Annotated in this window: 24 protein-coding genes and 1 pseudogene; 10 read left to right on the top strand and 15 right to left on the bottom strand. The window is 63.5% G+C overall.

What is annotated here, in order from left to right:
• Position 1 precedes the first annotated feature (1 nt).
• Entirely contained in the window at positions 2 to 781 is a 780-nt protein-coding gene (locus GGD90_RS05830) for a sulfite exporter TauE/SafE family protein (protein WP_153115313.1), read from the bottom strand.
• 260 nt (positions 782 to 1,041) lie between these two features.
• Between GGD90_RS05830 and GGD90_RS05825 the strand changes: the two genes are divergently transcribed.
• Complete coding sequence (locus tag GGD90_RS05825; RefSeq protein WP_153115312.1) at positions 1,042 to 1,950, top strand: LysR family transcriptional regulator; 909 nt, start codon at positions 1,042 to 1,044, stop codon at positions 1,948 to 1,950.
• A gap of 98 nt (positions 1,951 to 2,048) precedes the next feature.
• On the opposite strand, the gene aceA is transcribed toward GGD90_RS05825, so the two are convergent.
• Complete coding sequence (gene aceA / locus GGD90_RS05820; RefSeq protein WP_153115311.1) at positions 2,049 to 3,347, bottom strand: isocitrate lyase; 1,299 nt, start codon at positions 3,345 to 3,347, stop codon at positions 2,049 to 2,051.
• Between the two features lie 1,081 nt (positions 3,348 to 4,428).
• Between aceA and GGD90_RS05815 the strand changes: the two genes are divergently transcribed.
• Complete coding sequence (locus GGD90_RS05815) at positions 4,429 to 5,010, top strand: OsmC family protein (protein WP_228273636.1); 582 nt, start codon at positions 4,429 to 4,431, stop codon at positions 5,008 to 5,010.
• A 48-nt stretch (positions 5,011 to 5,058) separates the two neighbouring features.
• Complete coding sequence (locus GGD90_RS05810) at positions 5,059 to 5,919, top strand: dihydrofolate reductase family protein (RefSeq protein ID WP_184414971.1); 861 nt, start codon at positions 5,059 to 5,061, stop codon at positions 5,917 to 5,919.
• A 97-nt stretch (positions 5,920 to 6,016) separates the two neighbouring features.
• On the opposite strand, the gene GGD90_RS05805 is transcribed toward GGD90_RS05810, so the two are convergent.
• On the bottom strand, positions 6,017 to 7,087 hold the full coding sequence (locus tag GGD90_RS05805; protein WP_228273635.1) for a flavodoxin family protein: 1,071 nt from the start codon (positions 7,085 to 7,087) through the stop codon (positions 6,017 to 6,019).
• A gap of 776 nt (positions 7,088 to 7,863) precedes the next feature.
• Complete coding sequence (locus GGD90_RS05800) at positions 7,864 to 8,010, bottom strand: hypothetical protein (RefSeq protein WP_153115309.1); 147 nt, start codon at positions 8,008 to 8,010, stop codon at positions 7,864 to 7,866.
• A 91-nt stretch (positions 8,011 to 8,101) separates the two neighbouring features.
• On the opposite strand from GGD90_RS05800, the gene GGD90_RS05795 reads away from it, so the two are divergent.
• The 3 genes from GGD90_RS05795 to GGD90_RS05785 all read left to right on the top strand — a co-directional run bounded on the left by GGD90_RS05795 (position 8,102) and on the right by GGD90_RS05785 (position 10,839).
• Positions 8,102 to 9,355 (top strand): PQQ-dependent sugar dehydrogenase, encoded by a 1,254-nt coding sequence (locus tag GGD90_RS05795; RefSeq protein ID WP_228273634.1) that lies wholly within the window; start codon positions 8,102 to 8,104, stop codon positions 9,353 to 9,355.
• A 151-nt stretch (positions 9,356 to 9,506) separates the two neighbouring features.
• Positions 9,507 to 10,211 carry a hypothetical protein gene (locus GGD90_RS05790; protein ID WP_153115307.1) on the top strand — a complete coding sequence of 235 codons (705 nt, stop codon included), beginning with the start codon at positions 9,507 to 9,509 and terminating at the stop codon, positions 10,209 to 10,211.
• Complete coding sequence (locus tag GGD90_RS05785) at positions 10,195 to 10,839, top strand: chemotaxis protein CheB (RefSeq protein ID WP_228273633.1); 645 nt, start codon at positions 10,195 to 10,197, stop codon at positions 10,837 to 10,839. The genes GGD90_RS05790 and GGD90_RS05785 overlap by 17 nt, the downstream gene beginning before the upstream one ends.
• A gap of 15 nt (positions 10,840 to 10,854) precedes the next feature.
• On the opposite strand, the pseudogene GGD90_RS05780 reads toward GGD90_RS05785, so the two are convergent.
• The 11 genes and pseudogenes from GGD90_RS05780 to clpS all read right to left on the bottom strand — a co-directional run.
• Positions 10,855 to 11,168, bottom strand: a pseudogene (locus GGD90_RS05780) (hypothetical protein); the annotation flags it as partial.
• 9 nt (positions 11,169 to 11,177) lie between these two features.
• Positions 11,178 to 11,891, bottom strand: coding sequence for an ABC transporter ATP-binding protein (locus tag GGD90_RS05775; RefSeq protein WP_153115306.1), 714 nt, complete (start codon positions 11,889 to 11,891; stop codon positions 11,178 to 11,180).
• Positions 11,888 to 12,670 carry an ABC transporter ATP-binding protein gene (locus GGD90_RS05770; RefSeq protein ID WP_153115305.1) on the bottom strand — a complete coding sequence of 261 codons (783 nt, stop codon included), beginning with the start codon at positions 12,668 to 12,670 and terminating at the stop codon, positions 11,888 to 11,890. The genes GGD90_RS05775 and GGD90_RS05770 overlap by 4 nt, the downstream gene beginning before the upstream one ends.
• Positions 12,667 to 13,533: a branched-chain amino acid ABC transporter permease gene (locus GGD90_RS05765; protein WP_228273632.1), complete on the bottom strand. Its 867-nt coding sequence runs from the start codon at positions 13,531 to 13,533 to the stop codon at positions 12,667 to 12,669. The genes GGD90_RS05770 and GGD90_RS05765 overlap by 4 nt, the downstream gene beginning before the upstream one ends.
• The gene (locus GGD90_RS05760) at positions 13,530 to 14,411 is read right to left on the bottom strand and encodes a branched-chain amino acid ABC transporter permease (RefSeq protein ID WP_153115304.1); all 882 of its coding nucleotides are present in this window, start codon (positions 14,409 to 14,411) and stop codon (positions 13,530 to 13,532) included. Before GGD90_RS05760 ends, GGD90_RS05765 begins: the two co-directional genes overlap by 4 nt.
• A 78-nt stretch (positions 14,412 to 14,489) precedes the next feature.
• Complete coding sequence (locus tag GGD90_RS05755; RefSeq protein ID WP_233448518.1) at positions 14,490 to 15,635, bottom strand: ABC transporter substrate-binding protein; 1,146 nt, start codon at positions 15,633 to 15,635, stop codon at positions 14,490 to 14,492.
• A gap of 360 nt (positions 15,636 to 15,995) precedes the next feature.
• Positions 15,996 to 16,502 (bottom strand): DUF1993 domain-containing protein, encoded by a 507-nt coding sequence (locus GGD90_RS05750; protein ID WP_153115302.1) that lies wholly within the window; start codon positions 16,500 to 16,502, stop codon positions 15,996 to 15,998.
• Between the two features lie 51 nt (positions 16,503 to 16,553).
• Positions 16,554 to 17,414, bottom strand: coding sequence for a PA4780 family RIO1-like protein kinase (locus GGD90_RS05745; RefSeq protein WP_153115301.1), 861 nt, complete (start codon positions 17,412 to 17,414; stop codon positions 16,554 to 16,556).
• 210 nt (positions 17,415 to 17,624) lie between these two features.
• Complete coding sequence (gene rraA / locus GGD90_RS05740; protein ID WP_153115300.1) at positions 17,625 to 18,119, bottom strand: ribonuclease E activity regulator RraA; 495 nt, start codon at positions 18,117 to 18,119, stop codon at positions 17,625 to 17,627.
• Positions 18,120 to 18,126: 7 nt separating this feature from the next.
• A complete protein-coding gene (clpA, locus tag GGD90_RS05735; RefSeq protein ID WP_153115299.1) occupies positions 18,127 to 20,385 on the bottom strand; it encodes an ATP-dependent Clp protease ATP-binding subunit ClpA in 2,259 nt (752 codons plus the stop codon).
• Positions 20,386 to 20,694 carry an ATP-dependent Clp protease adapter ClpS gene (gene clpS, locus GGD90_RS05730; RefSeq protein WP_153115298.1) on the bottom strand — a complete coding sequence of 103 codons (309 nt, stop codon included), beginning with the start codon at positions 20,692 to 20,694 and terminating at the stop codon, positions 20,386 to 20,388.
• A 268-nt stretch (positions 20,695 to 20,962) separates the two neighbouring features.
• Between clpS and GGD90_RS05725 the strand changes: the two genes are divergently transcribed.
• From GGD90_RS05725 to GGD90_RS05710, 4 genes are all read left to right on the top strand, one after another.
• A complete protein-coding gene (locus GGD90_RS05725) occupies positions 20,963 to 21,166 on the top strand; it encodes a cold-shock protein (protein WP_153115297.1) in 204 nt (67 codons plus the stop codon).
• A gap of 178 nt (positions 21,167 to 21,344) precedes the next feature.
• On the top strand, positions 21,345 to 22,841 hold the full coding sequence (locus GGD90_RS05720; protein ID WP_153115296.1) for a M48 family metalloprotease: 1,497 nt from the start codon (positions 21,345 to 21,347) through the stop codon (positions 22,839 to 22,841).
• Positions 22,842 to 22,904: 63 nt separating this feature from the next.
• Complete coding sequence (locus tag GGD90_RS05715) at positions 22,905 to 23,132, top strand: sulfurtransferase TusA family protein (RefSeq protein WP_153115295.1); 228 nt, start codon at positions 22,905 to 22,907, stop codon at positions 23,130 to 23,132.
• Positions 23,133 to 23,174: 42 nt separating this feature from the next.
• On the top strand, positions 23,175 to 25,136 hold the full coding sequence (locus tag GGD90_RS05710) for a chorismate-binding protein (protein WP_153115294.1): 1,962 nt from the start codon (positions 23,175 to 23,177) through the stop codon (positions 25,134 to 25,136).
• The last annotated feature ends 38 nt before the right edge of the window (positions 25,137 to 25,174 follow it).

Here is a 25,174-nt window from a genome sequence, read left to right as displayed (position 1 = left end):
TTCAGAAGTACGTCTTGATGAAATAGATGAGCGTCAGCGCGCTGCCGACGGCGACGACCAGCCGGCGCAGCCACAGCGCCGGCAGGCGGCGGGCAAGCGAGGCACCCGCCCAGCCGCCGGCCATCGCCGTAACGAGCATCACCAGCGCGTGCGGCCAGCTGATCGCGCCAGCGATGATGAAAGTCGCCGACGAGACGGCATAGTTGATGCCGGAAGTCAGGTTCTTCAGTGCGTTGATTTCCTGGATGTCTTCGAAGCCTTGTATGGACAAGGCGGCGAGCGTCAGGATGCCCATGCCGGCGCCGAAGAAACCGCCGTAGATCGCCACCACCAGCTGGAATATCGCGCCGCCGACACCGCCCGGTGTTTGTGCCTGCGTGCTGCCGAGGCGCTGCCGAATCCGGGTGAGCCGTTTCGAGATCTGCCCGCTGAAGGCAAACAGCGCGGTGGCGACGAGCAGCAGCCAGGGAATCAGCTTCGAGAAGGCGGCGTTCGACGTCGCCAGCAGCAGCAGCCCGCCAACGATGCCGCCGATCAGCGAGACGACGATCAGCAGGATCGCCCAGCGGCCGTGGCGCATTGCCTCGCGCCGGTAGGTCCAGGCGCTGACAAGGCTGGCCGGGCACAGGCCGACGGTATTGGTGGCGTTGGCCATCACCGGCGGCACGCCGGCGGCGAGCAGGGCGGGGAAGGAAAAGAAGGTGCCGCCGCCGGCCAGCGCGTTCATGCCGCCGGCGAGAAAGGCGCCGCCGGCGACGAGGAGCATCAGCGCCAGATCCATCTCAGCGTGCTCCGGCCTTCGCCGGCCGAGCGCTGCCGGTAGGCGCGTACGCAGCGATCGGCACGAGACGGCGAAGGCGGGCGGTCGGGCGGGCTGTGGTAAAGGTGGCGGTAGCGATCATTGGCGGATACGAGTGGCAGTCGGATTGCATCAGGATGCGAAATCCCGTGCAGAGTTCAATGTCATGCAGTTTATTGTTGCTCATAACAAAATATAAGACGCGTTGCGGGCGAATGATCTTTTACTTAAAGTATTAAGTTATGGATACCTTCAAGCAGATCGGCGCCTTTGTCAGCGTGGCCACGCGCGGCAGTCTTTCCGCCGCGGCGCGTGCCGAAGGGGTGACGCCGGCCATTGTTGGCCGCCGCCTCGATGCACTGGAAGCGCGCCTCGGCGTCAAGTTGATGGTACGGACGACGCGCAAGCTGACGCTCACCTTCGAGGGACAGGCCTTCCTCGAAGACTGCCAGCGCGTGCTCAACGATCTGGCCAACGCCGAGGCGGCGGTGTCGCTCGGTGGCGTCAAGGCGAGCGGCCAGTTGCGCGTGTCGGCGCCAGCCGGATTCGGCCGCCGCCATGTCGCGCCGCTGGTTGGCGCGTTCATGCAGGCCAACCCTGAAGTCACGGTCAATCTCGATCTGTCTGACCGCCTCGTCGATCTGGTCAATGAGAACATCGACTGCGCCGTGCGTATCGGCGAATTGCAGGATTCCAGCCTGGTCAGCGTCCGGCTCGGCGAAATGCGGCGCATGGTCGTCGCCAGCCCGGCGTATCTGGTCGCGTGCGGTGTGCCGCGCACGCCGGCCGATCTGGCGCGGCACAATTGCCTGTCGCTCGGGCAGCAGCGCGGCTGGGTGTTCCGCGACCCGGAGAGCGGTGAGCTGGAAACGCGCAAGGTCGGCGGCCGCTTCGAATGCAACGATGGCGCGGTGTTGCATGAGTGGGCTCTCGCCGGCAAGGGGCTCGCCTGGCGGTCCTTGTGGGAGGTCGGACAGGATCTGCAGGAAGGCCGGCTGAGCTCGGTGCTCGATGCCTGGCAGGCGCCGCCGATGGGTATCTACGCGGTTTTTCCGCAACGCCGGCATCTGCCGCTGCGCGTGCGCCTGTTCATCGACCTGCTCAAGGAAAGCTACAGTGAGCCGAGCTACTGGGCGCTGAACGGCGCCTAGCAGTGCAGGCCTGGAGGGGGGCGGCACGGGCGGGCCCATGAAAAAGGCGCCGGTGGGGGCACCGGCGCCTTGTGCTCCTCAGGAGGCCGTGGGTCGGCTTAGTGGAACTGTTCTTCCTCGGTCGACCCGGTCAGCGCGGTGACGCTCGAGGTGCCGCCCTGGATGACCGTGGTCACTTCATCGAAGTAGCCGGTGCCGACTTCCTGCTGGTGCGAGACGAAGCTGTAGCCGCGGTCACGCGCCGCGAACTCGGGTTCCTGCACCTTCTCGACGTAGGCCGACATGCCGCGGGCGACGTAGTCCTGCGCCAGGTCGAACATGTTGTACCACATGGAGTGGATGCCGGCCAAAGTGATGAACTGGTACTTGTAGCCCATCGCGCCGAGCTCGCGCTGGAACTTGGCGATGGTCGCGTCGTCGAGGTTCTTCTTCCAGTTGAACGACGGCGAGCAGTTGTAGGCGAGCAGCTTGCCCGGATGCTTGGCATGCACGGCTTCAGCGAACTTGCGTGCGAATTCGAGATCCGGCGTGCCGGTTTCGCACCAGACGAGGTCGGCGTATTCGGCGTAGGCGACGGCGCGCGAGATCGCCTGGTCGAGGCCCTTCTTCGTCTTGTAGAAGCCTTCGGCGGTGCGCTCGCCGGTGACGAAGGGCTTGTCGTTGGCGTCGTAGTCGGAGGTCAGCAGGTCGGCCGCTTCGGCGTCGGTACGTGCGATGACCAGCGTCGGCACGCCGCAGACGTCGGCGGCGAAACGCGCGGCGATCAGCTTCTGTACGGCTTCCTGCGTCGGCACCAGCACCTTGCCGCCCATGTGGCCGCACTTCTTCACCGAAGCAAGCTGGTCTTCGAAGTGCACGCCACCGGCCCCGGAGCGGATCATCGCCTTCATCAGTTCGAAGGCGTTGAGCACGCCGCCGAAACCGGCTTCCGCGTCGGCGACGATCGGAGCGAAGTAGTCGATGTAGCCCTTGTCACCGGCCGAGATGCCCTTCGAGTGCTGGATTTCGTCGGCACGGCGGAACGAGTTGTTGATGCGCTCGACAACTTTCGGCACGGAATCGACCGGGTACAGCGACTGGTCGGGGTACATCGACGCGTACGAGTTGTTGTCGGCGGCAACCTGCCAGCCGGACAGGTAGATCGCCTTGACGCCGGCCTTCACCTGCTGCATCGCCTGACCACCGGTCAGCGCGCCGAGACAGTTGATGTACGGCTCGTTGTTGACCAGATTCCACAGCTTTTCGGCGCCGCGGCGCGCGATAGTGTATTCGATCGGGAAGGAACCGCGCAGACGGACCACTTCAGCCGCCGAATAGCCGCGCTTGATTCCCTTCCAGCGGGGGTTCTCGGCCCAGTCTTTTTCCAGTGCGGCGATTTCTTGTTCGCGGGTGCTCATGTTCATCCTCGTGAAATTAGCGGCCGTCGGAGACGACCAATACGTCGATTGGATCGCGCCGGTGGCGGGTTGGCGGCGTGCCGCGGACCGTTGTTGCTGGGCGTCGATGGAGGAAAGTATATGGGCCTTTCTGTGTCGTAGCAACAGTCTTATATAAGACAGAAGATATTATTTTTCGCATCATAATCATATTGTTGCAATCGGCATCCCGGATTGCAAAAAGGCATTGATCGAGATGAAACGAAAAGCGGCAGGCGCTGCTGACAAACAATGGAGTTCTTCCCTGCGCCGACAAGTATTTCTCCGGCGTGCATCCAACAAATAGTTCTTCTTCCGCACGCCTGCGAGCCGCTTTTGAGCCGACCTATAGCCCGCCTTGGCTATTGCTTGCACCTCGGGCGCCTTTGATGGTCGATGATCGCCCTGCAAGACGAACTGGCGTTGCTGGATCGCGCCAATGTGTGCGTCACGCGCCGTTCAAGTGCATCCAGTGGGGCGTTGCAGTTGCGGGCGGGGATTTGAGGGATCGGCAAATGCCAAACCGATGTCCCGATAAGCGCCGCGGCGAGACCCTGCCAACAGGGTGCGAAACCCGCCGCCGACCCTGATCAGTCAGCTACGCCTTCAGCGCCGCCGCTCAATGATCAGGACCGACCTCAAATCTGTGGCGGGTCCGTCTCGCGCGCCGGTTGCCGATGCTTGCCTGCTGCCGCGATGAAGGCTGCCGCACCATCAGCCAGCGTATCGACGCCCGCCAGAACGATGCCCGGGTCGGGCCTGCCGGAAATCTCCAGCTTAGACCGGTACTAAATCCGGTGCAGCCTCAGCCCTCACGGCTTGCGATAGGTGTTCCGGCCTTTGCTGTGCCCGCTGTTTCCGCTCGGTACCTTAGCGAACTGACGGCCGCACCGTGTCGCCAAAGATTCAGCGGCCACAACGCAGGCGCTTGCTCCTGCCGGTCTGCAGCGCTGGGCTGGCGACTTCGTTTGCATGCGTCTTTGCCCGCAACGGCCGATACCCGCGACGCTTTGCGCATTGGCTGAAAGCTTCTGCGCGCTACCGTACGGAGCAACGTGCCGGAATGGTGACAATAGCTTTCTGCTTTCCGACGCTGACCGGTCTGGGTTGCATGGCGATTTCTGGCATGCCGTCACCGAAGTGCTGCGGCGGAATTCGTTGTTCTCTCAACCCCCATGGAAACAGGAGCGACACCATGAACGACAAGACAGCCAGCGTGCATTGGCAAGGCCACGGCAAGCAGGGCCAGGGAAAGATCAGCACGGAAACAGGAGCGCTGAAGGAGTATCCCTATGGTTTTGCAAGCCGCTTCGAGGACGATCGGCGAGGAAGCAATCCCGAAGAGCTTCTCGGCGCAGCGCATGCAGCGTGTTTCACGATGGCGTTTTCCTTTGCCTGTGACAAGGCCGGCCTGGCAACCAGCGCTATCGACACGCAGGCCAGCGTGCGCCTGTCCCGACAGGGTGACGGCTTTGTCATCGACCGCATCGCTCTCGCCATGCAGGCGACGGTACCCGGCATCGACGAGGCGAAGTTCCAGGAGATCGCCACTGCGGCGAAGCTCAATTGTCCCTTGTCGCAGGCACTTGCTGCGGTCCCGGAAATCACGCTTCTGGCGACGCTGCGGCAGGATAAGGGCGGCTGAATTCGTTTGCGCCGGAACCTCTCTTAAGCAATGCCGCAACCCGCTCCCATGCCGATCCGGCCGCTGGCAACGCTTTTTGCAATGAAGCGAGGCAAGCTGTTGCCGCTGCCGCCCAGACTGGCTCGCCTGTACGGCAGCCTGCGCATGCCACGGACACTCACTCATCCGCACGTCTTCAGCAATTTTGTGAGCACGCTGGACGGCGTCGTCTCGCTCAACGTGAAGGGACACGCCAGTGGCGGCGACATCAGTGGCTGGAACGCCCAGGACCGCATGGTGATGGGTCTGTTGCGCGCCATTGCCGACGTGGTGGTCATCGGTTCCGGCACCTTGGGCGCCGATCGCGAGCACGTATGGACGGCCGAAGCCATTTTCCCCGAGCTTGCGGATGACTATCGGCGGCTGAGGGAAACCTTGGGCAAGGATGACGCGCCGCTCAATGTTGTCGTCAGCGGCAGCGGCGAACTCGATCTGCGTCTCCCCGTGTTCGCGTCCGGCAAGGTGCCGGCGCTGATCGTGACGACGAGCGCGGGTGCGCAGCGCTTGCGCAAGCATGCTGTGCCCGATTCGCTGGCAATCCGCGCGATTGCTGGCGAATCGGCGACGATTCCGGCCCAGGCCATTCTTGACGAGGTGCTTCGCGTGAGCTCCGGCAAGATGATCCTGGTCGAGGGAGGGCCACGCCTGCTTGGTGATTTTTACGCGCAGCGGCTTATTGACGAGCTGTTCCTGACGCTCGCGCCGCAGATTGCCGGGCGCGAGGCGAATGACCGGCGGCTCAGCCTCGTCATGGGGAGGGCGTTTGCGCCGGGTGAGGGGCCTTGGGGAAGCTTGCGCGACGTGCGGCGCGGCAGCAGTCATCTGTTTCTGCGCTATTCATTTGCCGCGTCCAGGACAGAAGCGTCATGACGCGGCCGTCTATGCCGACCACCGACGGGCTCGAACTTCTCTTCAGCGGCATGGGATTTCTCCTGCCAGCAAAACGCGCCAGATGCGGGAGTGCCGTTCACTTGGGTCGCGGCCGCGCCAGATTCGGCTGCACGGCCTGCAGTCGGCCGGCACGCAACTCGATCACCGCTTTCGCCACGGCTCGCGCGACATTGCGCGTTTCTTCCTGCATCGCCTGATTCCGGTCGAGCGCCTCATGACTGGTCGCATACGGCTCGTAGTAGCCGATATAGCGGTCAAGCCGTGCCGCGACGCCGGCGTCGATGAAGCCCATCCAGTCGAGCCAGTCCGACAGCGCGCGGCGCGATTCTTCGACCCCCGTCACGTCGCCATGCACGACCAGGCCATAGGCGCGTCCCGCCAGGTGTTGCGGGTAGGTCCAGCCGGCCATCTCCAGTGCTTTTGCCTTGCCGGCCTTCTTGCCCGAGGTCGAGGTCGGATCCGGGTTGCCACCGTCGGCGCAAACCAGGCGGTCAATCATCAGCTTCAAGGGGCTGGGGCTCTGATACCAATACACCGGCGAGACGATGATCACCGCATGGGCGGCGGTCCACCGCTCGTAGATGTCGGCCATCCAGTCGTGGACCTGGTTCAGCGCGTGGTTCGGATAGCAGCTGCACGGCCAGTGGCACAGCGGCATCGCGGTCGATACGCAGCCCTTGCAGGGATGAATCTGCCGACCGTAATCGGAGGTGAGCAGGCTCAGGTCGAGTACATCGGCCTCGATCTGCGACTGCTCCAGAATTTCGCGAGCAAGTCCCAGCAGCCTGAACGTCTTCGATATCTCGCCCGGACACGTACCGTCATTGCGCGCTGACCCGCAGATCAGCAACACCCGCGAAGGTGTCGTGGGGTCGGCCCAGCGCAGTTGTGCTTCGTCGAGGCGCTCGCGGGTGGCAATCCAGTCGGTCGACAAATCGTAATCCGGATCAACGTAACTTGTGCCGGCCTTCTGTGTAAAGGGCGCCTTGCGGCCCTCCGCGTAGGCCTGCCACGCGATCTCTTCTAGGCGTGCAATCGACTGATCTTCGGCGCGGAATGCCGGATCATGGAAGGAAGCACGGAAGCGGACGCTGAATTCGCTGCGCTCAAGCTTCGCTGGCGCCTGGCCCTTGCGGATATCGATCACGATGGAACCCCGCCGAAAGTGCCTTCGGAGTCGCATAGCGCGCTGCGGCAGGCGCCGTCCACGAGCGCCGTGCTTGGAAACATATTGCTGCCGGCTTTGGCCCAAAGGTAGTCGGTGTCGAGTCGGCATGGCGCAAGAGGGAGCGTTCGCGCGGCAAGCCGCGGTCGGCGACTATGGGCACGGCGTTTCAGGCTCCTCCGCGGAGGGTAGAGAGCTCGCCACATGTGATGATATTCGCGCAAGTTGTTCTCCTTGGGAGATTTGTACGGCTCGATTTCCACGCTATTCAGAGCCCCCGGAAGCGTCTGTACGCAAACACACAAATGAAGCCGGCAGTCTCGCGCCCGAAACTCGGTGCACAGCTTGGTGCCGGGAAAAACTCCTGACAGCCAATGTCGCGCACAGCCGTCATCAGGCGGATTGCGCCAGTTCGTTCGAGAAAACGTGAGCGCAATCGCGATGCTGCAGTGTGTCGTTTCCAAGCAGGACGAGTGCGTCGCGCCAGCGCGCTGCGGGCGAGCTCCCCGTAGTCGATGGCAATAGCCAGCGTCGGGATCCTGGCGCAGCTGCCGTCACCGACGCCGGCCGAGTATTCGATGTGGCCGCAGGTCGCCTCTTCCTTCCGACTGCCCAGCAAGTGGTGGGTAGTCCTGGACGTCAGCAGATCGCTGTTTGTGCTCCATCGCACGGACTCGCTTGGTCTGCCCCTTGAATATCCAATGACGAAGCACTGCCGGCGGATTTTGCGCAGGTGTTGCGGATCGACTGGCCTTGATCTACTCGGGGATGTACATGATGGAGAATTGCCTGCTGATACTGATGCTGTCCTTGGTGGTGCTGTTTGCCGGGCTCCGCCGCAAGCGTTCGACGCGGACGGTGATGCCGGCACGAGCGCGCAGAGTTGCTGTTCCGGGATCGCTCATGGGTGATCGGGCGGTACCCGGGTTTTCCTCGTTGCTGTTGAAAGCTTGTTCGATCGGGGGGGTACTACTGGTCCTGTCGGCATGCGGCGAGGTGGCCACGCTGCCGGTGTCGGCAGGCATCGGCCCGCAGCCGGTGCTGCCGACACCGGCGCCGGGCTTGCTGCCGACGGTCAACATTGCCCCCGCCACGGGTTGGCCTGTTGGCGTTTTGCCGCAGGCCGCTCCAGGAACCCGCGTCACCGCCTTCGCTCGCGGCCTCGACCATCCGCGCTGGCTGTATGTTTTGCCCAATGGCGACGTACTCGTCGCCGAGACCAACGCGCCAGCGACGCCTGATGACGGCAAAGGAATCAAGGGCTGGGTGATGGGGCTGGTGATGGGCCGGGCGGGAGCCGGCGTTGCCAGCGCTAACCGCATCACCTTGCTGCGCGACAGCGACGGTGATGGCGTGGCGGAGTTCAGTTCGGTGCTGCTCGAAGGACTGCATTCGCCCTTCGGCATGGCGCTCGTCGGCGATGTGCTGTTCATCGCCAACAGCGATGCCGTGCTGCGCTTTCCCTACCACGCGGGTGATACGCGCATCGCCGCGCCGGGCGAGAAGCTGGTCGATCTTCCCGCTGGCCCGATCAATCACCACTGGACCAAGAACCTCATCGCCAGTGCTGACGGGAAGAAGCTCTACGTGACGGTCGGTTCCAACAGCAATGTCGGCGAGCGCGGCATGGCGGCCGAAGCCGGGCGCGCCGCCATCTGGGAAGTCGATATCGCCAGCGGCGCACACCGCATCTTCGCCTCCGGCCTGCGCAATCCCAATGGGCTGGCATGGGAACCCGCCAGCGGTGTGCTCTGGACGGTCGCCAACGAGCGCGACGAAATCGGCAGCGATCTCGTTCCCGACTACCTGACGTCGGTGCGCGACGGCGGCTTCTACGGCTGGCCTTACAGCTACTACGGTCAGCACGTCGATGAACGGGTGCAGCCACCGCGACCGGACCTCGTCGCCATCGCCATCTCGCCGGACTACGCGCTCGGTCCGCACACGGCGTCGCTCGGACTCGCGTCTTCGCGTGGAACGACCCTGCCTGCGGCATTTGCCGACGGCATGTTCGTCGGCCAGCACGGCTCGTGGAACCGGCGGCCACACAGCGGCTACAAGGTCATCTTTGTTCCCTTTGCAGGTGGACGACCGTCCGGGATGCCGGTTGATGTGCTGACCGGCTTCCTGAGCGAAGAGGGAAGCGCTTACGGCCGCCCGGTCGGCGTCGTGATCGACAAGCGCGGCGCGCTGCTCGTCGCTGACGATGTCGGCAACGTCGTCTGGCGCATCAGCACGTCGGAACATTGAGCCGCGCTGCGCCATCTTGGCGGCGGCAAGTGTATGTGCAGAAGCGTACAGACGGCGGATAACGGCTCAGGCGAGGGTACGCGAGCATTGGCGCCGTCGTACCAAAAGGACGCCTGCCCACCAGTGGATTCAGTGAAAGGTTTTCGTCATCATGAAAAATACATCAATCGACAGCGCAGTTCCGGGCGAAGCCAAGCTCAAGAGTGACAATTCGTCCGCTCATGGCGCAGGCAAAGCGGCAAGCGCCGAAAAATTTCCGCCTCGCCGCGAACTTGCCGAACAGCCCCCGGCGGCAGCGACTGAGGTGCCAGCGAGCAAACCGGGACGGCACAAGGTGTCGGCAATCTATCCGACGCGCAACGAAGCCGAGACAGTTTGCCAACGCCTGAGCGACGGCGGCATTGACTTCTGTACCGTCGATAGTGCGCACGAGCAGCCACTTGCGGTGATCGAGGACAGTAGCGACGAAGTACTCAAGGAGGTGCTGGTGGACGGCGCCATCGGTACCGCGATCGGCACCGGCGTCGGAGTGATCGGTACTGCGGTGTTATGGGCCTCCGGGGCTGCCCTCTTCATCGCCAGCCCGGTGGTGGCTCCGCTTGCCTTGCTGGGCTGGTTTGCCAGCATCGGTGGCGTCGTCGGCGCCGTCACCGGTTCGGCCAGCACACCGGAGGCCGGCACGACGCGCAAGGAGGGGAAATTCTCCGAACTCGTGATGGACGCGATCAAGGCCGGCAATGTCGTCCTGATTGCCCGACCGCGCGACCACGCCGAATCGGAACTGGCGAAGAAAATCATCGCCGACTCGCTTAGAGGTCGCGACAAGGCGGCGTCCGAATTTGTCGCCGAAACTTGATCGGCGGCGTCGCAGCGCGTCGGCGATGATCGCGGTGAAAGACTTTCCCATTGTCTGCGTCGGCGGCTCGGCGGGCGGTCTGGATGCTTACATTCGGCTATTGCAGAACCTTCCCGGTGACATGGGGGTGGCCATCGTCATCGTCAATCACATCACGAGCGTGCCGACGCTGCTCCATGAAGTGCTTCCTCGCTTTAGCGAGATGCCGGTCGAACTGATCACGGAAAAGCTTTCGATCACACCGAATCGCGTATTCATCATTCCCTCTGATCGGGATTTGCACGTCAAAGACGGGGTCTTCCATCTGCTGCCAATCTCCAAGCCGCGCGGCTGGCCAGATGTCATTACTGTTTTTCTGCGCTCATTGGCTGACTGCTGGGATGGCAAACTGATCGCCGTCATCGTCTCCGGCTACGACGGCGACGGTGCCCCAGCGCTGTGCGGGATCAAGGCGGTCGGCGGCATCACGATCGCGCAGCGGCTTGATACGGCCAAGCAGCCCGACATGCCGGAAAGCGCAATCAACAGCGGCTGCATCGATTTCATCCTGTCGCCGGAAGAAATCGCCGCATGCATCGTGCGGCTCGCACCGATCATGACGCATAAGCACCGAAACAGCGGCGATTGAGCGATTCCCGGTCGATCAGAAATGCAGCCCGATGCTGACGCCGCAATGGGCGGTTTCAAATCCCAAGCGCAACAGCGATGAATCAGTGGACCGGGATGCAGGTTGATGCACCAAAGCCGGCATCCGGGCGAAGACTTCGGGTGGCGAGTGGACGGCATCAGTCGCGCGCGGCCGGTGCTTCAGGCGGTCGGCGATGCTGTCGAGATCGTCCTGGCTGAACACTCTCAGATCAGTTCCCTTCGGAAGATACCGGCGCAGCAGGCCGTTGGCGTTCTTGCCTTGCCGCGTTGCCAGGGGTTGTGCGGATCGCAGAAGTGTACGGCAACGCCAGCGCCGCCTCAGCCGCCGAGGTAGGCGGCTTCGACTTCGGGGTTGGCGAGCAGGTTGGCGCCCGAATCGGCGAGGACGATCTTGCCGGTTTCGATGACGTAGCCGTGGCGGGCGATTTTCAGCGCCTGGCGCACGTTCTGTTCGACGAGCAGGATGGTCAGACCCTTGCGGTTGATCTCGACCAGCGTGCGGAATATTTCCTGCACCATCAGCGGCGCCAGCCCCATCGACGGTTCGTCGAGCAGCAGCAGCTTGGGCTTCGCCATCAGCGCGCGGCCGATCGCCAGCATCTGCTGCTCACCGCCGGAGAGGTTGCCGGCGAACTGGCCGGCGCGGTCCTTGAGGCGCGGGAAGATTTCGTACACCTCGGCGAGCGTGGCGGCGATCGCCGCCTTGTCGTCGCGCGTGTAGGCGCCGAGCGCGAGGTTTTCGGCCACCGTCAGCGTGGTCAGGATGGCGCGCCCTTCGGCCACCTGCACCACACCGTGGCGGACGATCTGGTGTGCCGGCAGGCGCGAGATGTCCTGACCGTCGAACTCGATCGTCCCGCGCGTGGCGCGCAGCAGTCCCGATAGCGCGAGCAGCGTGGTGCTCTTGCCGGCGCCGTTGGCGCCGACCAGCGCGGTGATCTCGCCCGAGTTGAGGTGAAAATTGATTCCCTTGACGGCCTCGATGTGGCCGTAGCTGACCGCGAGGTCGTGTACGCGGAGCAGGACGCTCATGCCGCTTCCTCCTCGCGACCGAGGTAGGCCTCGATCACTTCCTGATTGTTGCGCACCTCGTCGGGCGAGCCTTCGGCGATGATGCGGCCGAAGTTGAGCACGGCGATGCGGTCGCACAGCCCCATGACGAAACGCATGTCGTGCTCGATCATGAAGACGCCGTAGCCGCGGTTGCGGATGTTGATGATCTCTTCCATCAGCAGCGTCTTTTCCGACGGGTTCATGCCGGCAACGGGTTCGTCGAGCAGCAGGAGCTTCGGTTCAGTGGCCAGTGCGCGCGCAAACTCGAGCTTGCGCTGGTCGCCGTAGGAGAGGTTGTCGGCGAGCATGGCGGCCTTGTGTTCGAGGCCGAGCCACGAGAGCAGCTCGAAAGCGCGTTCGCGCGCGCGCTTCTCGGCGGCGCGACAGGCGCTGCTGTTGAAGAAGATGCCGCCGGCGCCGTATTTCAGGTGCTCATGCATGCCGATCATCACGTTCTCGAGCAGGCTCATCTCCTTGAAGATGCGGATGTTCTGGAAAGTGCGCGCGATGCCGCGATGCGTGATCTGGTGCGGCGGCAGGCCGACCAGGCTCTCTCCCTGGAATTCGATCGTGCCGCTGCTCGGCGCGAGCAGGCCGGTAACGAGGTTGAAGACGGTCGTCTTGCCGGCGCCGTTCGGGCCGATCAGTCCGTAGATGCCGCCGGCGGGAACTTCGAAACTGACGTCCTGCAGCACATGCAGGCCGCCGAAGTGCTTGCCGACGTTGCGGATCGACAGCAGCGTTTGCGGGGTATTCATGCCTCAGCTCCCTTGGCCTTGCCGAACCATTTGCGGAAGCGGCGCGGATCCCACAGCCCCTTGGGCAGGAACAGCACCACCAGCACGAGCACGGCGCCGTTCACGAAGGAACGGTAGTCGTGCAGCGAACGCAGCAGTTCGGGCAGCAGCGTGATGATCGAGGAACCGAGCAGCGGCCCGATCAGGCTGGAGATGCCGCCGAGGACGGCCATGGTGAGGATGTCCACCGCGGCCTCGAAGCCGTACTCGCGCGGGCTGATGAAGAAGGTGAAGTGCGCGTTGAGCGCACCGGCGACGCCGGCGATGAAACTGCCGAGCGTGAAGGCAAGCAGCTTGTAGCGATCGACGTTGATGCCCATCAGGCGTGCCGCCACTTCGTCTTCCTTGATCGCCTCGAAGGCGCGGCCGACCTTCGAGCGGCGCAGCCGCGCCAGACCATAGATGGTCAGCGCCAGCAGCGCGGCGATGTGCCAGCCCTCGGTCTCCAGCGGAATGCCGTTGAGACCTTCCGGGCCGCCGGTGATCTCGAGGTTGAGGACAGTGATGCGCACAACCTCGCCGAAAGCCAGCGTTGCCATTGCCAGATAGACGCCGGAAAGACGCAGCACCGGCGCGCCGATGAGTAGCGCGACGACTGCCGGCGCGATACCGCCGGTGAGCAACACCAGCGGGAACGACCAGCCAAGCTGCAAGGTCAGTAGCGCCGAGACGTAAGCGCCGATGCCCATGAACGCGGCGTTGGCCAGCGAGAGCAGGCCGCACGAGAGCGTCAGCCAGATCGACAGCGCCAGCAGCGCATGCACGCCGACCGAAAACACCAGCGTGCTGTAGGTCGACCAGAAATCGTTGAACCATTCCATCATGCTTTCCTTTCCAGCACTCGGCCGAACAACCCGGATGGCCGCACCAGCAGAATCAGGAAAAGCAGGCCGAAGGCGACGGCGTCGCCCATCTGGCTCGACAGGTAGGCCTTGCTGATCACCTCAGCGAAGCCGAGGAACAGCCCGCCGATCAGCGCGCCGCGGATGTCGCCCATGCCGCCGAGGATGATCACCGCCAGCCCCTTGTGCAGCATCGGCTGGCCCATCTGCGGCGTGATCGCGTTGAAGTCGAGTCCGATGAGCACGCCGGCGATGCCGCCGAGCGCGGCGGCGACAAAGGAGGTGACGTGAAACAGCCCTTCGACGTTAATGCCGAGCAAGGACGCGGCCTTCGGCGATTCGGCGATGGCGCGCAGCGCGCGGCCGAGTTGCGTACGCTTGAGCGCAGTGAACAGCACTGCCATCAGTATGAAGGCGATGGCGACGATGGCGATCTCCAGCGCGCGCACATGCACGCCGCCGACGATGAACTCGCCCGCCGGCAGCGTCTCTTCGGGGAAGCGCAGCACCTCGGCGCCGAACATTCCCTGCGCCGCGCTGGTGAGCATGATGCCGACGCCGATGGTGGCGATCATCGGCGTCAGATGCGGTGCGTTGCGCGCGCGCAAAGGCTTGAGGATGAGCACGTCAACGAGCAGGCCGAGCGTGCCGCTGAGCAGCATGGCGCCGAGCATCGCCAGCCACAGCGGTGCATCGAGATGGCTGACCAGCCATAACGCGGCGTAGCTGCCGACCATGAAGATCGCCCCGTGCGACAGATTGATCACGGCAAGCACGCCGAACACCAGCGTGAAGCCGAGCGCGAACAGCGCATAAACGCTGCCGAGGGTCAGGGCATTGAGAAGTTGCTGTTCAAGCATTGGAGCATTCCATCGGCTGAAGCAAAAGCAATGCGGGGCAGACTTTCATCGGCCCCGCATTGGAGGGTGCAGCGGAAACTATTTGCTGTCGTAGAGCGTGAACTTGCCGCCCTTGACGATGTAGATGAACGGCTTCTGGTCGGCGTCCCAGCCGCCGGGCTTGCCGGTCTTGGTTTGCGCCGGGCGGAACTTGAATGGGCCGGTGGCGCCGTTGATCGTCGCCTTGGGCAGCGCGTTCTTCAGCGCTTCGCGGTCGGCAGCGATGTCGCCGGAGAGCTTCACGTCCTTCAGCGCCGCAGCAGCGATGTGTAGCGCGTCATAGCCTTGCGCCGCGAACTGGTTCGGCTCGCTGCCGAACTTCTGCTGGTAGGCGGCAACGAAGGCCTTGTTGGCCGGCGCCGGGTTGGTGTTCGACCAAGGGCTGCCGACGAAGGTACCTTCACCGGCGAGCTTTGAGATTTCGAACAGCTTCGGCGAGTTGAAGCCGTTGCCGCCGATGAACGGCGCCTTGATGCCGAGGCCGCGCGCCTGCAGCATGATGTTGGCGGCTTCTTCGGCGAGACACGAGCAGACGATGGCGTCCGGGTTCGAACCCTTGATCTTGGTCAGCTGCGCCTTGAAGTCGACGTCGCCCTTTACGTAGGTTTCGGTCGTCGTCACCGGCAGCTTCTGTTCTTCGAGCACCTTCTTGAAGACGTCGTAGCCGCTCTTGGTGAAGGCGTCGTCGTTGCCGTAGATCACGGCGACCTTCTGCAGCTTGTAGTGCTTGGTCGCGGTGGCGACGGTGATCGGCAGCACATCGGATTCCATCACCGAATTGCGGAAGGTGTAGGGGCCGATGTCGGTGATGCCGTTGGCGGTGACCGAGGTGCCGAAGACGACGGTCTTGGCGGCATTGGCCACCGGTCCGGCGGCGAAGAACGAGTTGGACAGCGTCGGGCCGAAGATCATCAGCACCTTGTCCTGGAAAATCAGCTTCTTGAAGACGTTGATGCCTTCTTCCTTCTTCGCCTGTTCGTCTTCGATCACCAGCGCAATCTTGTTGCCGTTGATGCCGCCCTTGGCGTTGATTTCATCGGCGGCGAGCTGGAAGCCGTTGCGGATGGCGACGCCGTACTGGGCTGCACCGCCGGTGAGCGCTTCGGCAATGCCGATCTTGATGTCGGCTGCTTGCGCCACTCCGGCGCAGGCAAGGGCGCTGATCAGCGCGATGGATTTGGGCATGAAACGCATGAAATCTCCGATAGACGATGACAAGTTGACCGAGCGGGGCTGCCAATTGGGTTCTTGCGGTCGACGCCGCCGTGCGCGCGGCTGCCTCGGCTGTCGAGGCTTTCGACCGGGTTCAGACCGCGGGTGTCTGGTCTGAGGGCTGCGCCGACGACGGTCCCTTGTGGGGCGTCGCATCGGACTTGCGCGATGGACCGATCCGGTATCGGGTCGACGGGATTTGCCGCCGCGCGGGAAAAGCGCTGATTATACAGGCTCAAGCGAGCGCTTCGGCGCTTCGGGAACGGCCCGCGCCACGCAGGGTCGGCTGTTTATGCCGCTGCAATGCGCGTTGGCCCGGGCGGGCCGTCAGCGCTAGGGCGTGCCGATGAAGTCGCGCTTGCCAATGTCCACGCCGTTATGGCGCAGAATGTTGTAGGCCGTGACCAGATGGAAATGGAAGTTGGGCAGGGCGAAGCCGAGCAGGTACTGCATTCCCTGAAACTGCATCTGTTGGCCGCCGATGCTCAGCGCGATGTCGCGCGTTTCCGAGTCATTGACTCGCGCGGCGTCGACCGACTCGACAAAGGCGATGGTGCGCGCGATGCGCTCCTGCAGTTCAGCAAAGCTCTGCTCCGTGTCGGTGAAGCTTGGCACTTCGATCCCGGCCAGTCGCCCGACGGCACCTTTGGCGTGATCGCAGGCAATCTGTACCTGCCTGCTCAGCGGAAACATGTCGGGGAAGAGTCGCGCCGACAGCAGTACCTCTGGCGCGATCTTTCTGGCGTCGGCGTGGGCTTCCGCCTTGGCCAGAATTGCGCTCAGGTTTCTGAGCAGGTTGACGAAACGCGGGGCGCTGGCTTCGTACATTGAGATGGTCATGGTGAATCTTTCAAAACAGGTGGTTGATCGGTGCCGGCGGGCGGGCTTCGCCTAAGCGAGCGGCAGCGCTGCCGCCGCCAGGCGTGCTTGCCGGGCCTCTTCTTCTTCGCTGGCGGCGTTGATCACCAGCAGCACCTCGTCGAGGTCAGCAGGTTTCTCGTCGCGGCGGAAGACGCCAGAGAGCTGACTGTCCGCTTTGAGCTTGCCTGCTTCGTAGAGTGCCCAGATTTCGCTGCCGTAATCGGTCGCGAGCAGTTCGGGCGCGAACTGGCCGAAATAGGTGGCGAGATTGGCAACGTCGCGCGCGAGCATCCGGCTGGCGTTGTTGTTGGCCGCCGCGTCGATGGCCTGCGGCAGGTCGATGATCACCGGCCCGTCGCTGTCGACGAGTACGTTGTACTCGGACAGGTCGCCATGGACGATACCGGCACAGAGCATGAGTACCACCTGGCGAATGAGGGCGGCGTGGAACTCACGCGCCTGCTCGGCGCCGAGGACAACGTCGTTGAGGCGCGGCGCCGGTTCGCCGTCGGCGTCGGCTACCAGTTCCATCAGCAAGACGCCTTCGTGGAAGTTGTACGGCGTCGGCACGCGAACGCCCGCTGCCGCGAGGCGGTAAAGCGCGTCGACCTCGGCGTGTTGCCACGCCGCCTCCTGTTCCTGGCGACCGTAGCGCGAGCGTTTTTCCATGGCGCGCGCCTGCCGGCTGTTCTTGACCTTGCGTCCTTCGGTGTAATCGACCGCCTGACGGAAACTGCGCTTGTTGGCTTCCTTGTACACCTTGGCGCAACGCATCTCGTCGCCGCACTCGACGACGAAAACCATCGCCTCCTTGCCGCTCATCAACTGGCGGACAACCTTGTCGATCAGTCCGTCGACGAGCAACGGTTCAAGTCTGGCAGGCGTTTTCATCGTATTTTCCGTGGGCTTGCCGGCAAAGGGGTGCTGGCGTCAGTGGGCTCAACGCTGCGCGCGGGCGTGCAGGAGACGTGCGTCGTTTCTGGGTGACGCACAGCGCCGGCGGTCAGCCTGGTCGCCAGCTGGCAGGAAAGCCATGCCCGCCGAGCCGGCTTCGCTGCGCGCGGCGGTCGTGGTGAGATGATGGATGTGAGCGCGATGGGCTCAGGCCAGTGCGTCGCGACAGACGATGATGCCGTCTGCGTCGGCGCACAGCCATTCGCCGGGGAGAAAGGCGATGCCGGCGAAGGCCAGCGGCACCTCTCGTTCGCCGAGTCCGCGCTTGACGCTTTTCAGCGGATGCGTGGCGAGCGCGCGCACACCGATGTCGATCGTGGCGATCACCGCCGAATCGCGGATGCAGCCGTTGATGACGATGCCTTCCCAGCCGTTGCGCTGTGCCAGTTCGGCCAGCTGGTCGCCGAGCAGCGCACAACGTAAGGAGGCTGCGCCATCGACCACCAGCACGCGACCCGTACCGGGTTCGGCGAGCGCTTCACGCACCTTCGAGTTGTCCTCGAAGCTGCGCAGCGTGCTGATCCGGCCGGCAAACGACTCCCGGCCACCGAAACGCTGTAGCAGCGGCGTGGCAACGCGCAGGCTGCCGTCGGCGAGACGTGCTTCGTGAGCGTCGAGCAGGTCGGCGGTCTGGTAGCTCATCCGCTGATCAGACCACCGCTTCGGCTTCTTCGGCGAAGACCAGATGAACCTTGCCCTCGGCGTCGACATCGACGGTGACCTGGCCGCCGTTGGCGAGCCGACCGAACAGCAATTCGTCGGCCAGCGCCGAGCGGATCGAGTCCTGGATCAGCCGCGACATCGGCCGCGCGCCCATCAGCGGGTCGAAACCCTTCTTCGCCAGGAAATCCTTGAGCTCCTCGGTGAACACGGCCTCGACCTTCTTCTCGTGCAGCTGTTCTTCAAGCTGCATGAGGAACTTGTCGACCACGCGCAGGATGATGTCGTGATCGAGCGGACGGAAAGAGATGGTCGCGTCGAGGCGGTTGCGGAACTCCGGCGAGAACAGGCGCTTGATGTCGATCATCTCGTCACCGGCCTGCTTGTTGCTCGTGAAGCCCATCGTCGCCTTCTGGATCGCTTCCTGACCGGCGTTGGTGGTCATGATGATGATCACGTTGCGGAAGTCAGCCTTGCGCCCGTTGTTGTCGGTCAGCGTGCCGTGATCCATCACCTGCAGCAGGATGTTGTAGATGTCCGGATGCGCCTTCTCGATTTCGTCGAGCAGCAGCACGGCGTAAGGCTTCTTGGTTACCGCCTCGGTGAGCAGGCCGCCCTGATCGAAGCCGACGTATCCCGGCGGCGCGCCGATCAGCCTGGATACGGCGTGGCGCTCCATGTACTCGGACATGTCGAAGCGGATCAGTTCGTTGCCGAGACTGTAGGCGAGCTGACGCGCGACCTCGGTCTTGCCGACGCCGGTGGGGCCGGAGAAGAGGAAGCTGCCGATCGGTTTGCCCGGATTGCCGAGGCCGGAGCGCGCCATCTTGATCGCCTTGGCCAGCGCGTCGATCGCCGCATCCTGCCCGAAGACGACGGCCTTCAGGTCGCGGTCGAGGTTCTTCAGCGAACTGCGGTCGTCCGACGAAATGTGCGTCGACGGAATGCGCGCGATGCGGGCGACGATCTCCTCGATGTCCTGCTTGCCGATCAGCTTCTTCTGCTTCGACTTCGGCAGGATGCGCTGCGCGGCACCGGCTTCGTCGATGACGTCGATCGCCTTGTCGGGCAGATGCCGGTCACTGATGAAGCGCGCCGACAGTTCGACCGCCGAAGTCAGCGCTGCCGCCGAGTATTTGATGCTGTGGTGCGATTCGAAACGCGTCTTCAGCCCCTTGAGGATTTCGACGGTCTCGGCGATCGACGGTTCGTTGACGTCGATCTTCTGGAAGCGACGCGACAGCGCATGATCCTTCTCGAAGACGCCACGGTACTCGTTGTAGGTGGTTGCGCCGATGCACTTCAGCTGGCCCGACGAGAGCGCTGGCTTGAGCAGGTTCGAAGCGTCGAGCGTGCCGCCGGACGCCGAACCGGCACCGATCAGCGTATGGATCTCGTCGATGAACAGGATCGAATTGGGGTTTTCGGAGAGCTGCTTGATCACGCCCTTCAGGCGCTGCTCGAAATCACCGCGATACTTGGTGCCGGCGAGCAAGGAGCCCATGTCGAGCGCGAAGACGCGCGCCTTGGCGAGGATTTCCGGAATGTCGCCCTCGACGATGCGCCGCGCCAGTCCTTCGGCGATGGCGGTTTTGCCGACGCCGGCCTCGCCGACCAGCAGAGGGTTGTTCTTGCGCCGCCGGCACAGCGTCTGGATGACGCGCTCAAGTTCCTTGTCGCGGCCGATCAGCGGGTCAATGCGTCCCTGCTGGGCCAGCGCATTGAGGTCGATCGTATAGCTCTCAAGAGGACCGGAAGTGCCTTCGGGTTCGCCTTCGGCTTCGGTTTCACGCTCCTGGCGCGTCGTCGTCGGCTGCACCTTGCTGATGCCATGAGCGATGAAATTCACCACGTCGAGACGCGTGACGCCCTGCTTCTGCAGGTAATAGACGGCGTGCGAATCCTTCTCGCCAAAAATGGCGACGAGCACGTTGGCACCATTGACGGCCTTTTTGCCTGAAGACTGCACATGCAGGATCGCGCGCTGGATGACGCGCTGGAAGCCGAGCGTCGGCTGCGTGTCGATCTCGCCTTCACCGGCGACCGTCGGCGTGTGCTCGCCGATGAACTGGCTCAGGTCCTTGCGCAGTTGCTCGATGCTTGCACCGCAGGCGCGCAGGGCTTCCGCTGCCGACGGATTGTCGAGCAGCGCGAGCAACAGGTGCTCGACCGTGATGAACTCGTGGCGCTTCTGCCTCGCCTCGACAAAAGCCATGTGCAAGCTGACTTCAAGTTCCTGCGCAATCATTCAGTTCTCCTCCATGACGCACGCCAGCGGATGCTGGTGGTCGCGAGCGAAAGTGCAGACCTGTTCAACCTTGGTTGCGGCAACATCCTTCGGGTAGATGCCGCACAGGCCACGTCCTTCGTTATGGACTTTGAGCATGATTCGCGTCGCTTGTTCTCGATCCATCGAGAAAAATTTCATCAGAACGAGAATCACGAATTCCATCGGCGTGAAATCGTCGTTGAGCAGCAGCACCCGATACATCGGTGGCGGTGCAACTCGCGTACGTTCTGCTTCAAGCAGCGAACCATGCTGATGCTGTTTTGTCATGGGTCAATTCTAACGGCTCTTCCCGAATCCGCAACCTCGCCCCGCCTCGCTGGGAAACGGCGGCGAGAGTCGCGCCGGCCGGGAAAAGCTGAAATATTTCGAAAATGCTTGACGCATTCGCCGGAAGTAGCGTAAAAAGGTTCGCATGTTCTGGTTTGGAACGGTTCTCCGGGTTTCGCTTTCCGGACGCCACGCAGGCCGTCGTTAAAGCCAAAACATGCAAGTCGGGCAAGGCCCGGATTTAGTCTCTTTTCAAGGAAGTCGCAATATGGCAACTGGTACTGTTAAGTGGTTCAACGACGCTAAGGGTTTTGGTTTCATTACGCCGGATGATGGCAGCGAAGATCTGTTCGCGCACTTCTCCGCGATCACCATGCCCGGATTCAAGACCCTCAAAGAGGGCGAGAAGGTTTCCTTCGACGTGACGCAAGGCCCCAAGGGCAAGCAAGCTTCGAACATTCAGCGCGCCTGATCTTTTCAGGTTCGCAAAGAAACCCGCTGCAAAGCGGGTTTTTTTTCGCCTGCGCTTTGTCCCGGTTCGCTGTGCCGGAGCGCCCGGCAGACTCCCGCGCAATCGACGGAAACGATTGGAAACACACGTTGCCCGGCACCAGTTCATGCGCTGCGATCGACTCCGGTATCATGCCACGATGAATCCAAGACCTTTCCTGCGCTTGCCGGCCTTGCCGCTCCCGGCGGTTCCGCTGCTGCTGGCGGCCTTTCTGGGAATGGGTGTCTTGTGGCCGGCGCAGGCTGCCGACGAATTGCCCGACCTCGGCGAGTCGGCGCGTGTTGATCTTTCGCCGCAGATCGAACGGCGTATCGGCGAAAGCATCATGAACGACATCCGGCTGTACGAGCCGACCTATGTCGACGACGCCGAGATCAGTGACTATCTCAATCGCCTCGGCGGCCGACTGGTCGCTGCGAGTGCCAATCCGACGGGCGATTTCCTCTTTTTCGCGATCAACGACAGCGCGGTCAACGCCTTTGCCATGTTCGGCGGCTTTATTGGCGTCAATACCGGAACGCTGCTCACCGCGCAGACCGAATCCGAACTGGCCGGCGTGCTTGCGCACGAAATATCGCACGTCACGCAGAGCCACCTCGCGCGCCAGATCGCCAAGCAAAAGCAGAACTCGATTGCCAGCATGATCACCATGGCAATCGGCATTCTGGCAGCCCGCTCCAACTCGCAGGTGGCTGGCGCCGCGATCGCCTCGGCGCAGGCCGGTTCCATCCAGGCGCAACTGGCTTACACGCGGGATTTTGAGCGCGAGGCTGACCGTTTCGGTTATCTCGCGCTGGAAAAAGCCGGCTTTGATGTGCATGGCATGGGTGATTTCTTCGAGCGCTTGCAGAAGGCTGGGCGCGTCTATGACAGCAATGCGCCGGTGTATTTGCGCTCGCACCCGCTTACGGTCGAGCGCATTTCCGACATGCAGAACCGTGCGCAGAACGCGCCTTACCGGCAGGTCGTTGATAGCCTCGATTTTTCACTGGTGCGTGCCAAGCTGCGCGCGCAGCAGGGAACACCACGCGAAGCGGTGACCGACTTCGAGTCGCAACTGGCCGAAAAAAAATACGCTTCGGAACTGGCGGCGCGCTATGGCTTGACGCGTGCGCTGCTGCGTAACCGCGACCTTGCCGGTGCGCAGCGCGAAATGGCGCAGCTTAATGCGCTGGCCAAGACGCAGAAGTCCGCCTCGCCGCTGCTCGCCGGGTTGGCTGGCGAAATTCGCAGCGCCGCCGGCGATGCGCCCGGTGCGCTCGTCATCTACCGCGACGCGCAGTTGCGCTTCCCGCAGGCGCGCTCGCTCCTGTACGCTTACGGCGAAGCGCTGTTCGCCAACCAGCAATACGATCTGGCGATGCGTTTCCTCGATGCCCAGTTGCAGCTCTATCCGTCCGATTTCAAGCTCTATCAACTGCAGGCGAAAACCTGGGCGGCGCTGGGCAGGCGTCTGCAGCAGCATCGGGCCTTGGCTGAGTTCTACGCCTTGCAGGGTGAGCTTGGTCAGGCCGTCGAGCAATTGCAGATCGCGCAACGTGCCGGCGACGGTGATTTCTTCGAGCTGTCGGTGGTTGATGCCCGCCTGCGCGAACTGCGCCGACAGCAGGCCGAAGAGGCCAAGCGCCGCAACTAGACCGCGGCCCAGCGCGCTGGCGTGCTGGCGCAGCAGAACAATTGATACAGGAAATTGCCGGATATGGATTTCGACCGCGAACTTGACGTCACCTCCCTCAAATGCCCGCTGCCGATCCTGCGCACCAAGAAAGCGCTGGCTGAGATGGACTCGGGGAAGCTCTTGCGTGTGCTGGCCACCGATACCGGTGCGGTACGCGATTTCGAGGCTTTCGCCCGGCAGACCGGGAATGCGCTGCTCGCTAGCGAAGAGGAAAACGGCGTCTTCGTCTTCCTGTTTCAGCGCAAGTAGCCCGCCGGGCGGGCCTTGCTGATTCGCGTGCCCGAAAATTCGATGTCTTGCGCGGCTGGCGGCGCCTGGCCCGGTGACGATTTCGCACTGTTTGACGACGATGCCGGCGGTGCGCTGCTGCTTTCCGGCTACGTCGGCGAACTCGTCTTTTCTTCTACGGACGATCCGCGCGCGCTATTCACCGCCGTCGAGGCGGCCGCCGGGGAGGGCTGGCTGGCACTGCGTGTCGACTACGAGTTCGGCCATCGACTCCAGCCCAAACTTCCTCACCCGCCGGCCGGCCGGGCCTTGCTGCGCGCTTTTCGTTTTTCCCGTGCCGAGCGACTGGACGCCGCTGGCGTCGACAATCTGCTCGCCTGCAAGCTTGCTGCGCTCGACGACGAGTCGCGTGTCGCCGGCGTCGCCGAACTGCGACCGGGGCTTTCTGCTGGCGAATACGCACCGGCGGTCGAGCGCATCCGCAACTGGATCCGCACCGGCGACTGCTACCAGATCAACTTCACCTTTCCCATTGACTGCACGCTCTACGGCGATCCGCTGGCGCTCTACGCCGCTTTGCGCCGCCGCCAGCCGGTGCGTTATGGCGGCTTTCTCGTCGTTGGCGGCGGATCGGTCCTCTCGTTCTCTCCCGAACTTTTCTTCGCGCGCGCGGGCGCGCGGGTCATTACACGACCGATGAAGGGAACGGCGGCGCGCGGTGCCAGCGTCGCCGAGGATCTCGCCTGCCGTGAAGCCTTGCTCAACTCGGCGAAGGAACGCGCCGAGAACGTGATGATCGTCGACCTGCTGCGCAACGACCTCGGCCGGCTGGCCGCGCCCGGTGCCGTTCGCGTCGACGCGTTGTGCGTCGCCGAGGCCTACCCGAGCTTGTGGCAGATGGTTTCGACCGTCTCTGCCGACCTGCCAGACGCGAGTCTCGGCGACATTTTTGCTGCACTTTTCCCCTGTGGCTCGATCACCGGCGCGCCGAAATTGCGCGCGCAGCAGCTCATCGACGAGCTCGAGACGCAGCCGCGCGGGCTGTACACCGGCGCTTTCGGCTGGCTGGCGCCGGATGGCGACTGCCGCTTCAACGTGGCGATCCGCACGCTGAGCCTGCCGGCTGACACGGCAAGTCAGTGCGCGGCCAGGGACGGCGCTGCGCCAGCCGGCGTCGCTGCGGCGAATGAGGGGGCAGAAATTGCTTCTGCGGGCGGTGATGCTGTTTGGCCCGGCCGGCGTGCGCGCCTTGGTGTCGGCAGTGGCATCGTCATCGACGCCGATCCGGCGCGCGAGTACGCGGAATGCCTGCTCAAGGCCGAGTTCCTGACGGGCTTTGATCCCGGTTTCGAACTGATCGAAACCTTGCGCCTGCAGCAGCCCGCGGCTTCGGCGCCGGGTTTGCCGCGCTGTGCTGCCTCGACGAGCCTGGTCTATCCGCTGCTCGGGCGCCATCTCGAACGTCTGCAGTGCTCCGCTCGCGCGCTTGGCTTCACCTGCGATCTGCCGGCGATCGAGGCGGCGCTGCTAGCACTCGCCGCCGATCCGCAACTGACTTTGGCGTCGGTCTGGCGGGTGCGTCTGACGCTCCGGCACGACGGCCGCTTCGCACTGAGCCACGCACCGCTGCCGTTGCCGCCAGCGGTGGACTTGCTCGCCGTAGTGGCTGACGAACGGCTCGATCCCGACAACTATCTGCTGCGCCACAAGACCAGCGCGCGTGCGCGCTACGAGCGGGCGCTGGCGGCCTTGGCCGGACGCCCGGAAGTGTTCGATGCGCTATTTCTCAATCGCCGCGGCGAGGTCTGCGAGGGCGCGCGCAGCAATGTCTTCGTCGAACGCGGCGGCGTCCTGCTGACACCGCCGGCCCGTTGTGGCCTGTTGCCCGGCGTTCTGCGCGCCGAATTGCTGGCCAGCGGTCGTGCCGTCGAGTCGCTTCTGACGCTGCCAGACCTTCTCGCCGCGCCGCGCATCTTTCTCGGCAATTCCCTGCGCGGCCAGCTGCCGGTAAGTATCGGGCGGTAAACGGCGAAGGCCAGCGTCAGCCGGCCTTCGCCGGCGAA

The organism is Rhodocyclus tenuis, assembly GCF_014197755.1.
Taxonomy (GTDB): Bacteria; Pseudomonadota; Gammaproteobacteria; order Burkholderiales; family Rhodocyclaceae; genus Rhodocyclus; species Rhodocyclus tenuis.
The sequence above is the reverse complement of the archived record's forward strand: the minus strand, read 5'-3'. Positions and strand labels throughout refer to the sequence as shown.

What these genes read in the sequence shown, in the direction of transcription:
- GGD90_RS05830 (WP_153115313.1), bottom strand. Translation starts at nt 781, where the DNA reads ATGGATCTGGCGCTGATGCTCCTCGTCGCCGGCGGCGCCTTTCTCGCC.
- GGD90_RS05825 (WP_153115312.1), top strand. Translation starts at nt 1,042, where the DNA reads ATGGATACCTTCAAGCAGATCGGCGCCTTTGTCAGCGTGGCCACGCGC.
- aceA (WP_153115311.1), bottom strand. Translation starts at nt 3,347, where the DNA reads ATGAGCACCCGCGAACAAGAAATCGCCGCACTGGAAAAAGACTGGGCC.
- GGD90_RS05815 (WP_228273636.1), top strand. Translation starts at nt 4,429, where the DNA reads ATGGTGACAATAGCTTTCTGCTTTCCGACGCTGACCGGTCTGGGTTGC.
- GGD90_RS05810 (WP_184414971.1), top strand. Translation starts at nt 5,059, where the DNA reads ATGCCGATCCGGCCGCTGGCAACGCTTTTTGCAATGAAGCGAGGCAAG.
- GGD90_RS05800 (WP_153115309.1), bottom strand. Translation starts at nt 8,010, where the DNA reads ATGAGCGATCCCGGAACAGCAACTCTGCGCGCTCGTGCCGGCATCACC.
- GGD90_RS05790 (WP_153115307.1), top strand. Translation starts at nt 9,507, where the DNA reads ATGAAAAATACATCAATCGACAGCGCAGTTCCGGGCGAAGCCAAGCTC.
- GGD90_RS05775 (WP_153115306.1), bottom strand. Translation starts at nt 11,891, where the DNA reads ATGAGCGTCCTGCTCCGCGTACACGACCTCGCGGTCAGCTACGGCCAC.
- GGD90_RS05770 (WP_153115305.1), bottom strand. Translation starts at nt 12,670, where the DNA reads ATGAATACCCCGCAAACGCTGCTGTCGATCCGCAACGTCGGCAAGCAC.
- GGD90_RS05765 (WP_228273632.1), bottom strand. Translation starts at nt 13,533, where the DNA reads ATGATGGAATGGTTCAACGATTTCTGGTCGACCTACAGCACGCTGGTG.
- GGD90_RS05760 (WP_153115304.1), bottom strand. Translation starts at nt 14,411, where the DNA reads ATGCTTGAACAGCAACTTCTCAATGCCCTGACCCTCGGCAGCGTTTAT.
- GGD90_RS05755 (WP_233448518.1), bottom strand. Translation starts at nt 15,635, where the DNA reads ATGCCCAAATCCATCGCGCTGATCAGCGCCCTTGCCTGCGCCGGAGTG.
- GGD90_RS05750 (WP_153115302.1), bottom strand. Translation starts at nt 16,502, where the DNA reads ATGACCATCTCAATGTACGAAGCCAGCGCCCCGCGTTTCGTCAACCTG.
- GGD90_RS05745 (WP_153115301.1), bottom strand. Translation starts at nt 17,414, where the DNA reads ATGAAAACGCCTGCCAGACTTGAACCGTTGCTCGTCGACGGACTGATC.
- rraA (WP_153115300.1), bottom strand. Translation starts at nt 18,119, where the DNA reads ATGAGCTACCAGACCGCCGACCTGCTCGACGCTCACGAAGCACGTCTC.
- clpA (WP_153115299.1), bottom strand. Translation starts at nt 20,385, where the DNA reads ATGATTGCGCAGGAACTTGAAGTCAGCTTGCACATGGCTTTTGTCGAG.
- clpS (WP_153115298.1), bottom strand. Translation starts at nt 20,694, where the DNA reads ATGACAAAACAGCATCAGCATGGTTCGCTGCTTGAAGCAGAACGTACG.
- GGD90_RS05725 (WP_153115297.1), top strand. Translation starts at nt 20,963, where the DNA reads ATGGCAACTGGTACTGTTAAGTGGTTCAACGACGCTAAGGGTTTTGGT.
- GGD90_RS05720 (WP_153115296.1), top strand. Translation starts at nt 21,345, where the DNA reads ATGAATCCAAGACCTTTCCTGCGCTTGCCGGCCTTGCCGCTCCCGGCG.
- GGD90_RS05715 (WP_153115295.1), top strand. Translation starts at nt 22,905, where the DNA reads ATGGATTTCGACCGCGAACTTGACGTCACCTCCCTCAAATGCCCGCTG.
- GGD90_RS05710 (WP_153115294.1), top strand. Translation starts at nt 23,175, where the DNA reads ATGTCTTGCGCGGCTGGCGGCGCCTGGCCCGGTGACGATTTCGCACTG.